This is a genomic window from Gammaproteobacteria bacterium, from assembly GCA_013696315.1.
GTDB lineage: Bacteria > Pseudomonadota > Gammaproteobacteria > JACCYU01 > JACCYU01 > JACCYU01.
In genome coordinates, this window is sequence record JACCYU010000015.1 from 1 (window position 1) to 9,203 (window position 9,203).

The 9,203-nt window shown below is 58.0% G+C and carries 12 protein-coding genes, 1 tRNA gene and 1 pseudogene; 3 read left to right on the forward strand and 11 right to left on the reverse strand.

The window, feature by feature from the left end:
• The first annotated feature begins 139 nt into the window (after positions 1 to 139).
• The 3 genes and pseudogenes from H0V34_00805 to H0V34_00815 all read left to right on the forward strand — a co-directional run bounded on the left by H0V34_00805 (position 140) and on the right by H0V34_00815 (position 1,680).
• Positions 140 to 783 (forward strand): annotated as a pseudogene (locus H0V34_00805) (thermonuclease family protein).
• Positions 784 to 797: 14 nt separating this feature from the next.
• Positions 798 to 1,019 (forward strand): hypothetical protein, encoded by a 222-nt coding sequence (locus H0V34_00810; protein MBA2490290.1) that lies wholly within the window; start codon positions 798 to 800, stop codon positions 1,017 to 1,019.
• 4 nt (positions 1,020 to 1,023) lie between these two features.
• Positions 1,024 to 1,680: an SOS response-associated peptidase gene (locus H0V34_00815; GenBank protein ID MBA2490291.1), complete on the forward strand. Its 657-nt coding sequence runs from the start codon at positions 1,024 to 1,026 to the stop codon at positions 1,678 to 1,680.
• 439 nt (positions 1,681 to 2,119) lie between these two features.
• On the opposite strand, the gene H0V34_00820 is transcribed toward H0V34_00815, so the two are convergent.
• The 11 genes from H0V34_00820 to H0V34_00870 all read right to left on the reverse strand — a co-directional run.
• On the reverse strand, positions 2,120 to 2,413 hold the full coding sequence (locus H0V34_00820) for a hypothetical protein (GenBank protein ID MBA2490292.1): 294 nt from the start codon (positions 2,411 to 2,413) through the stop codon (positions 2,120 to 2,122).
• 34 nt (positions 2,414 to 2,447) lie between these two features.
• The gene (locus H0V34_00825) at positions 2,448 to 2,909 is read right to left on the reverse strand and encodes a PA2169 family four-helix-bundle protein (GenBank protein MBA2490293.1); all 462 of its coding nucleotides are present in this window, start codon (positions 2,907 to 2,909) and stop codon (positions 2,448 to 2,450) included.
• A gap of 270 nt (positions 2,910 to 3,179) precedes the next feature.
• Positions 3,180 to 3,256, reverse strand: a tRNA-Pro gene (locus tag H0V34_00830).
• A gap of 56 nt (positions 3,257 to 3,312) precedes the next feature.
• Positions 3,313 to 3,669, reverse strand: coding sequence for a MerR family transcriptional regulator (locus H0V34_00835; GenBank protein ID MBA2490294.1), 357 nt, complete (start codon positions 3,667 to 3,669; stop codon positions 3,313 to 3,315).
• Complete coding sequence (gene ihfA, locus H0V34_00840) at positions 3,653 to 3,949, reverse strand: integration host factor subunit alpha (GenBank protein ID MBA2490295.1); 297 nt, start codon at positions 3,947 to 3,949, stop codon at positions 3,653 to 3,655. The genes H0V34_00835 and ihfA overlap by 17 nt, the downstream gene beginning before the upstream one ends.
• A 1-nt stretch (position 3,950) precedes the next feature.
• Positions 3,951 to 6,323 (reverse strand): phenylalanine--tRNA ligase subunit beta, encoded by a 2,373-nt coding sequence (gene pheT, locus H0V34_00845; GenBank protein MBA2490296.1) that lies wholly within the window; start codon positions 6,321 to 6,323, stop codon positions 3,951 to 3,953.
• 54 nt (positions 6,324 to 6,377) lie between these two features.
• Positions 6,378 to 7,397, reverse strand: coding sequence for a phenylalanine--tRNA ligase subunit alpha (gene pheS / locus H0V34_00850; protein ID MBA2490297.1), 1,020 nt, complete (start codon positions 7,395 to 7,397; stop codon positions 6,378 to 6,380).
• Positions 7,398 to 7,564: 167 nt separating this feature from the next.
• On the reverse strand, positions 7,565 to 7,924 hold the full coding sequence (gene rplT, locus H0V34_00855) for a 50S ribosomal protein L20 (GenBank protein MBA2490298.1): 360 nt from the start codon (positions 7,922 to 7,924) through the stop codon (positions 7,565 to 7,567).
• A 38-nt stretch (positions 7,925 to 7,962) separates the two neighbouring features.
• Positions 7,963 to 8,160: a 50S ribosomal protein L35 gene (gene rpmI, locus H0V34_00860; protein MBA2490299.1), complete on the reverse strand. Its 198-nt coding sequence runs from the start codon at positions 8,158 to 8,160 to the stop codon at positions 7,963 to 7,965.
• A 70-nt stretch (positions 8,161 to 8,230) separates the two neighbouring features.
• Positions 8,231 to 8,746 (reverse strand): translation initiation factor IF-3, encoded by a 516-nt coding sequence (gene infC, locus H0V34_00865; protein ID MBA2490300.1) that lies wholly within the window; start codon positions 8,744 to 8,746, stop codon positions 8,231 to 8,233.
• Positions 8,747 to 8,749: 3 nt separating this feature from the next.
• Positions 8,750 to 9,203: threonine--tRNA ligase (locus H0V34_00870; protein MBA2490301.1), on the reverse strand; the 454-nt coding region annotated here is incomplete at its 5' end.

The window sequence follows — 9,203 nt, forward strand, 5'->3', positions numbered from 1 at the left end:
TGAGGCGGTAGACAATACGATTATCCGCAAGACAGCGCCAAAGATCGAGTCGCGTATGCGGCGGCTTACGTGTAGCAGGCTATACTTGCATTGAAAGGTAACCAGACTTATACGCCAGAAGCCGCAAGACGATGCGGTAATGCGCACAACAGTTCCTTTCCTGCTGGCGTTGGTGTGGGCATCGTCAGCCACCGCCGACACCCTCACCGGCCGTGTCATCAAGATTAGCGATGACGACACGCTAACCGTACTTGATACCAGTTTTAACCAGCACAAGATTGTCTCACCGGCATCGATGCGCCGGAGAGGGAACAGCCGTTCGGTACCGTGTCTCGTCAGAACTTAGCCAATCGAGTATTCGGCAAGCGCGTCACCGTCCAATATGATGAGCAGGATCGCTATGGCCGATCACTAGGCAAGGTCTTGCTCATCGGGCAGGATGCGAACTTAGCGCAGGTTCGGGCTGGTCTTGGCTGGCACTACAAGTATTACCAGTCCGATCAGAGTCCTGCCGATCGTGAAGCTTATTCGGCGGCTGAGATTAGCGCCAAACTCGCCAAAGCTGGACTATGGGCCGATGCACATCCGATACCGCCGTGGGACTGGCGTAGAGGCGAACGATCGATCACGGCTAACACGTCGATCACATGTGCTGCTAGACCAACGCGCAGCGAGTTGGCCACGTGCGACGCCGTGGTGCGGTACGTGCGCCTGTGCGGCTCTAGCGGTCTGAACGGCGATGGCGATGGCGATGGCGTATCCTGCGAGTCGCTATGTCGGTAAGCGTTGACATTGATATGGCCACCAAACTGACAGCCAACCGCGAACTGCGCCAGCGCCGCTGGCTTAAGCGTATTCAGGAACTCGTCCAGCAGAGCATGGCCGTGCTCGCAGAAAAAGGCGGTATCGTTGTATCGAAGCTGGGCCGCAAACGCCTGCCCGATGGGCGCATCGTCGACTTCTCGCTAGAGGCCAGAATCGTGCACCAGGACTCTGGTGGCGCGCATAAGCTGAGATAATCCTATGTGCGGACGCTATGTCACCCGTGACCAAGCCGCGATCGAGCGCTACTTCAATATCTCATCGCACCAGTTCCGACTCACAGACCGTTACAACGTCGCGCCTAGTACGACGGTTCCCGTGGTGCGCAGCATCGACGCCGAGCGCATTATGAGCGGCATGCACTGGGGCCTGATTCCGTCCTGGGCGAAAGACAAGAAGATTGCGTATAAGACGATCAACGCCAGGGCTGAGACCGTGGCGACTAAGCCGGCATTCCGTGCCGCGTACAAAGTTAGACGTTGCCTGATCCCGGTCAGCGGCTTCTACGAGTGGAAGCGCGATGTTGAGCCTAAGCAACCGCATTTCATCCACAAGCGCGATGGTTCGCCGCTGGCATTTGCGGGTCTATGGGAGACCTGGAAAGGCGCGGACGAGACCGTCGAATCCTGCACCATCGTCACCACCGAAGCCAACGAAATGATGGCCGAGCTGCACAGCCGCATGCCGGTGATTCTCGATCCCCCAGATTTTGATTGGTGGATGACGGGCAAAGCTGAAGAGGTTGGGCAACTGCTCGCGCCTTGTCCATCTGAAAACTTAGAAGACTATCCGATCAGCCGGCGGGTCAATAATCCACGCAACGAAGGGCAGGAAATTGTTGAGCCGGTAGATAGCTGACGCCTGCACCGTTGATCTACCGACATGCGCCGCCTGCCGGGCACGTGGTTGGCGTCGCGCCTAGGCCACGACAATCCACAGAAAGCGGCAGGAATGCCCTCCCCCTCCCTCCAGCATCACCCCCGCCCAAGACTTTCGCCGTCGCCGCTGGCTCAAGCGCATAGAAGAGAGGTGGTCTGGCCTTGTTGGACAGGACGGGAAAGATAGGTGATAACCATCGGTAGTTGGAGTATCAGGCTGCTTTCCTCAGCCCGAATTGGAAGTAGACCTCATCAGGGGTCAATCTGCCAAGCGCCTGGTGAGTTCACGCGAAATGCTGTAACAAAAGGTCCCGCCATATTGACGGGGCCTTTTGTTTCTGCTCACCAAGTCATCAGCATACCTTTGCCAGCGCGGACTGCTGTTTCCATGGAATTGTCTTTGCTGTCGATGGCCTGTTTCACTTATCGGTGCCCTTTTCGCCACCCACGTCTTTCTTGGTCGCTGGGGTAGTTGCTGTTTCCTTCACGGCTGCGCCACCTTTTGTGCCCATCCCCGACTTGGGCATTCCTTTTTTGCCCATTACTGCTCCCATATGACTTTTCTCTGTCCCCATTTTTTTCTGATGTTTTTCCATTTGTTGCATCCTTTTCATTTTACTCATGTGCGCGTCCGCACCGGCGGATGCGGTACTAAGGGCGCCAAACGCGAAAGCGATAGCAGTGGCAGTCACTAATACAAGTTGGCTTTTCATCATCTATTCCTCTTGATTGTAGAATTGGATAGGCTTATCTCGTTGAACGCTGCGGTGTATGCTGTTCATGAAGCTTGCGAACCAGGTTGTAGTTCTGCTCGACACCTTGCAATTGGCGCTCTACGATATCACGTACGTCCGTCGGTAAATCCGAGTCCAGCGCTTTACGGTAGGATTTGACCGCTACGGCTTCGCCGCGTTCGACCTCTTCCAGTATCGCCTTATCGTCTTTGCCGGTAATTTTGGCTTTAACATTCTCCCAGCCGCGGTGCAGTGCGCCTAATGTGCTGCCGCTCGTTTCAGGATCTCCGCCCAAGCGCCTTACCTGCTCTTGTAACTCGCGGGCACCATTCGCGCAGGTGCGCGCCCTTTCCTTAAATACTGTTTTTAACTCAGGATCAGAGACGTCTTCAGCGCTGGTTGAAAACCCTTGCTCACCGTCTTTGCAGGTTTCAATTAGTTCATTCAGTGTGGAAATAACCTTATCGTTGTCCATGTAGACCTCCTATAACGAGTTAGCATGATTGATGGCATCGCTTGTAACGCAATTAAGTGCCCACTTTGTGTTTGCCTGTCCGCTGTTTGAACACGGCATATTCAGCGTCTGTTACCACGGCGCAACTGGGGGATCGCTTATGCGGCGAAATTCCTGTTTTGGATATAGAGGCCGAATGCACTTTGCACCCCCCTACGCACCCCCAGATTGATTGGGCGAACTGGAAGATGAGGTCAACACTCTTTAAGTTATTGTTTTAGAGCTTGATATTGGTCGGGGCGAGAGGATTTGAACCTCCGACCACCGCAACCCCATTGCGGTGCGCTACCAGGCTGCGCTACGCCCCGATGAAGGGCTCAAGGATAGACTACGGCGATGATATTGCAACCCGCAAATGTGCGGCTCAGTGGCTAAGATATTCGAGCAGCTCTTCGAGTTCCAGCCGGGTCTGGTAGACGATTTGCTGACTCTGCGCGCTGTCTTCCTTGGCGGCGACACCAGTGAGCTTCTGTCGCGCGCCGCCGATCGTATAGCCCTGCTCGTACAACAGGCTGCGAATCTGCCGTATCAGCATTACGTCGTGGCGTTGGTAATAGCGGCGATTGCCGCGCCGTTTGACGGGTTTGAGCGAAGGAAATTCCTGCTCCCAGTAGCGCAGCACGTGCGGCTTGACGCTACACAGCTCGCTCACTTCGCCAATAGTGAAATATCGTTTGGTTGGTATTGCAGAAAGCTGCTTATATTCAGTCGCTTCCAGCATAAGCTTCGACCTTGGCTTTAAGTTTCTGACCCGGCCGGAAAGTTACCACGCGGCGCGCGGTAATCGGAATTTCCTCTCCCGTCTTGGGATTCCTCCCCGGACGCTGATTTTTATCGCGTAACGCAAAATTGCCGAAGCCGGATAGTTTGACCGCCTCGTCCCGCTCCAGTGCGTTGCGGAGCTCCTCGAAAAAAATCTCGACCAGCTCCTTGGCCTCGCGCTTGTTAAGCCCCAGCTCCTCGAATAGCTTTTCAGCCATATCGGCCTTAGTCAGCGCCATACTACACCCTTAACGTTGCCCCAAGCCTTTGCGCCAAGCCAGTGACGATGTGCGATACGGCAGCATCAACGTCTTTATCGGTTAGAGTGCGCGTTAATCCCTGTAAAATCAAGCCTAAAGCGAGACTCTTTCGCCCCGCAGCTACGCCATAGCCCCTATATACGTCAAATACATAAACATCTCGCAATAAATCGTCAGCTGTCTTGATGACACACTGCGTCACTTGCGTCGCAGTGACCGCTTCGTCGACGATGATCGCGATGTCCCTGCGGATTGCCGGAAATCTGGATATCTCCTGGACGGGTGCGACGCCGTTACGGCGAAGCAGCGCCGTTTCAAGCTCCCAGAGGAATACGCGCCGCGGCAAATCCAGCCGTCGCTCCAGCGCCGGCTGCACCGCGCCCAGGCGCCCGATCACCTTGTCATTGAGCACGATCCGCGCCGCCTGCCCGGGGTGTAGCGCCGCGGCGGCGTCCGGCTCGAAATGAACCCCGCCGGACAGCCCGGCCAACCCCAGTAAAGCTTCCACGTCAGCCTTCACGTCGAAAAAGTCGACTGCCCGGGCGGTAGCGCCCCACTGTTCGGGAAGCATGTCGCCGCTTACCAGTCCGGCCAGCATCGGCGTCTGCTGCAAGCCGTGTTCGGTATCCACAAACTGCTGGCCGAATTCGAACAGCTTCACCCGCGATTGCTGTCGATTGAAATTGTACTGGGCCGCTTTCACGAGCCCCGGCCACAGGCTGGTGCGCATTACCGAGAGGTCCGCGGAAATGGGGTTCGTGACGCGCAGGGGCGCGCGTCCGGGATTGAACAGCTTATTTGTTTCCGCGTCCACGAAACTGTACGTGATCGCCTCCTGATAGCCGCGATCGACCAGCAAGGTGCGCAGACGCCGGAGGTCCTGGCCGCTATTGATACGCATTATTGGCTCGTGGCCCGCGATGGTGGCCGGGATGTGATCGTAACCATAGACGCGGCCGACCTCTTCGATCAGGTCGGCTTCAATGCGTAGATCGAAGCGGCACGACGGCGGTACAACCCACAATGACTCGCGGTCGGTCCCCAACGCGCATCCCAGAGACCGCAAAATTTCGCTTATGCGGGGCGTAGGTATGGATACGCCCAGCACCCGTGCAACCTGCGTTGGTCTTAAGCTAGTGCGGCCGCGTGACGGCAGATGTTCGGCGCTGACGACATCCTGCACCGGCCCCGCATCGCCGCCCGTGATGCCCAGCAACAGGCCGGTGGCGCGTTCCAGCGCCTTCACCTGCAACTCGGGATCGACACCGCGCTCGAAGCGATGTGAGGATTCGGTCGCAAGTCCATAGATTCGCGCCCGACCGGCAATCGCGCCCGGACTGAAATGAGCGCTCTCCAGAAAAATATCGCGCGTGTGCACCCCCACGGCGCTGTCCTGGCCACCCATGATGCCGGCCAGCGCCAGCGGCCGCGCGTGATCCGCGATAAGCAAGGTGCCCGCCGCGACCTTGATCTCCTGGTCGCCCAGCAGGGTGAGCTTCTCGCCATCGTTGGCTTGTCGCACGCGAATGCCGCCCGTCAAACGGCCAAGATCGAACGCGTGCATGGGCTGGCCCAGCTCCAGCATCACGTAATTCGTAACATCGACGACTGGATCGATGCTGCGCAGCCCGCATCGCCGTAACCGTTCCCGCATCCATAGCGGCGCCTGCCGGCCTGTCGCGATGGATCGAATCACGCGCCCTGCGTAGCGCGGGCAATCCGCGGGTGCTTCGATGCTCACCGGGAAATGATGCTCGTGAATGGCCGGGACCGGCTGCACGTCCATGCCCCGGATCACCGTGCCAGTCAGCGCGGCGACTTCGCGCGCCATGCCGGCGATACAGAGACAATCGGCGCGGTTCGGGGTCAGCTCGATCTCCATCACCTTGTCGTCGAGACCGAGATGATCCCGGATCGATTGTCCGATTTGCGCGTCACCGTCCAGACGCAGCAGGCTCTCGGAAGTCTCGGCGAGTCCCAGATCGCACGCCGAACACAACATGCCGCGCGATTCCACGCCCTGCACCTCAAGCGCCTCAACTCGCCTGCCCTCCGGCAGTTCGGCGCCCACGCGAGCGAACGCCGCGAGCCATCCCGCTTCCACATCGGGCGCGCCGCAGACGACTGTCAAGGTGTTAGCGCCGCCATCGTCGACACGACATAGCTTGAGCGACTCCGTGTGTGGGTGCGGCCAAACATCGGTTACGCGCGCAACAACTACGCCTTGAAAAGCTGGCGCCGCCGGCCACATGCAGGCTAGCTCGAGCCCGGCCATGGTCAAGCGCTCCGCCAGCGCTTCGGTAGAGATGGGCGGGTTCACCCACGCCCGTAACCACCCTTCATTGATTCTCATGAGTGATAATGTTGGGATTAAGCCGCGCAATCGCGCCGCCGCCAAGCTACGGCGTCAGGCGAACTGCCGCAGAAAACGCAGGTCGTTTTCAAAAAACAGCCGCAAGTCGTTGACACGATAGCGAAGCATGGCCATGCGCTCGATGCCAAGCCCGAACGCGTAACCGGTAAAGCGCTCCGGGTCGATGCCGACATGCTTAAACACGTGCGGATGCACCATGCCGCAGCCCATCACCTCCAGCCATCCGGATTGACCGCACACGCGACAGCCGCGCCCTCGGCAGATTACACACTGGATGTCGACTTCCGCAGACGGCTCGGTAAAAGGGAAATATGATGGCCGGAACCGCGTGCTTAAATCGTCTTGCTCAAAGAATGTCTGAAGGAACTGGTTCAACACACCTTTGAGATCCGAGAAAGCCACATTTTCGTCCACCAGCAACCCTTCGACCTGATGAAACATGGGGCTGTGCGTCAAATCCGAGTCGCGCCGGTACACCCGCCCCGGCGCGATGATGCGCAGCGGCGGCGGCGTGGACTGCATGACGCGAATCTGCACCGGCGAGGTATGCGTGCGCAACAGGCTGCCATCGTCGAAATAAAACGTGTCGTGCATGGCGCGCGCCGGATGGTGGGCTGGTATGTTCAGTGCCTCGAAGTTGTGGTAATCGTCCTCGATCTCCGGACCCTCCGCCACGACAAAACCAATCTGCGCGAACAGGGCTTCGATGCGCTCCAGAATCAGGGTGACGGGATGCAGTCCGCCCGGCTGCTGCCCCCTGCCCGGCAAGGTGACATCAAGCGCCTCGCTTCTCAGCCGCGCATCGAGCCGGCTTGCTTGTAGAACTTCCTTGCGCGCCGCGATCGCCGTCTGAACTTGCTGTTTGGCCGCGTTGATCGCTTGGCCCGCGGCAGGCCGTTGTTCGGCGGGCAGACTGCCGAGTGATTTAAGGCGCTCGGTGAGAAGTCCTTTCTTGCCCAGATACTGCACGCGCCGCGCGTCCAGCGCCTGCTCCTCATCGCAACGCTCAATATCGCGCAGGGCTTGCGTTACGAGGATGTCAAGCTCCTGCATGTCCGGTATCCGCACGATCTCGGCAAGTCGCCGAAGGTGTCGTCGGAACAGTGATTCTCTCTGCTTCGCGTAGCATCTTTTGTGCAGGTTACAAACCAAAAAGGGAAAGGCGTTGAACCTTTCCCTTCGACTGCATCGGCATTGAAGACCGGCGCGACGCCGGTCGGCTACGCTTGCAGGCTGGTTTTGGCCTTTTCCGCAAGTTGTCCAAAAGCCGTCAGATCGCGCACTGCAAGATCGGCCAGCACCTTGCGGTCGATCTCAATCGATGCCTTGTTCAGCCCGTCGATCAGGCGGCTATATGACAGCCCAAACTGCCGCGCCGCCGCGTTGATGCGCACGATCCACAACGCCCGAAACACACGTTTACGCTGCCGGCGATCGCGATAGGCGTATTGCCCGGCGCGCGTGACTGCCTGCTTGGCAACGCGGATGACGTTTCTGCTGGTGCCGTAATAGCCCTTGGCCTCGGCGCGAATCTTCTTGTGCCGGGCGTGGGCGGTGACACCGCGTTTGACTCTGGCCATACGTTAAATCCTTAAAAAAATAACTCTGTTCCTGACATTCAAGCGTACGGCAGCATCTGCCGTATCGCCGCCGTGTCGCTCGCGTCCACCTGTTTGCAATGCCGCAGGTGGCGTTTGCGCTTAGTGCTTTTCTTGGTCAGGATGTGATTCAAATGCGATTGCGCATGCTTGAACCCGCCGGAGCCCGTGCGACGGAAGCGCTTCGACGCGCCCCGGTTGGATTTGAGCTTGGGCATTATTCTCTACTCCTAAATTGCGATCGACGAGGATCGCGCGGTAAAAATTCATCATAATGCGCCAGTGGCGTTACTTCTTGGGCGACAGCACCATTACCATTTGGCGGCCTTCGAGCTTGGGCCGCTGCTCAACGACGCCCAGCCCCTCCAGATCAGCCTCGATGCGCTCTAACAAATGCGCGCCACGCTCCTGATGCATCATTTCGCGGCCTCGAAAACGGATCGTGATCTTGGCCTTGTCGCCGTCGTTCAGAAAACGGGTAAGGTTCCGGATCTTGACCTCATAATCGCCCTGCTCAGTCCCCGGCCGAAATTTGACTTCCTTGACCTGAATCTGCTTCTGCTTCTTGCGGGATTGCTGCGCCTTCTTGCTCTGCTCGAACTTGAACTTGCCGAAATTCATCACCCGGCACACGGGCGGATCGGCGTTGGGTACGATTTCCACCAGGTCAAGCTCGGCTTCTTCCGCCATCCTCTGCGCTTCTTCCAGCGGAACCACGCCGAAATTGGTTCCGTGCATATCGATAAGCCGAATTTGCGGGTTATCGATCTCTTGATTCAGACGTAAGTCTTTACCAGCGCTAATGCTTTAACCTCCATAAGCAACGCGGCCGCGACGCGCGACCTCATCAATGAGCTTGCGCCCCAGAACCTCAATTTTCATGGCGCCCATATCCTCACCGGAACGCGCGCGCACCGATACTTCGGCACTTTCGACCTCTCGGTCGCCTACAATCAGCAAATAAGGAGTCCGCTGCAGCGTGTGCTCGCGAATCTTATAGCCTATCTTTTCATTTCTCAAGTCAACATCGGCCCTGAGCCCTTGATCCCGCAGGCTTTGCTGAACCTGCCGGGCATAAGCGGCTTGCGCGTCGGTGATGTTCAGCACCACAATCTGTATGGGCGCCAGCCACAACGGCAGATTACCGGCGTGGTGTTCGATCAGCATGCCGATAAAACGCTCCAGCGAACCGAGTATGGCGCGATGAATCATGACCGGCACCTGACGCTCGCCGTTCTCCGCCACATAGGTCGCGCCCAGC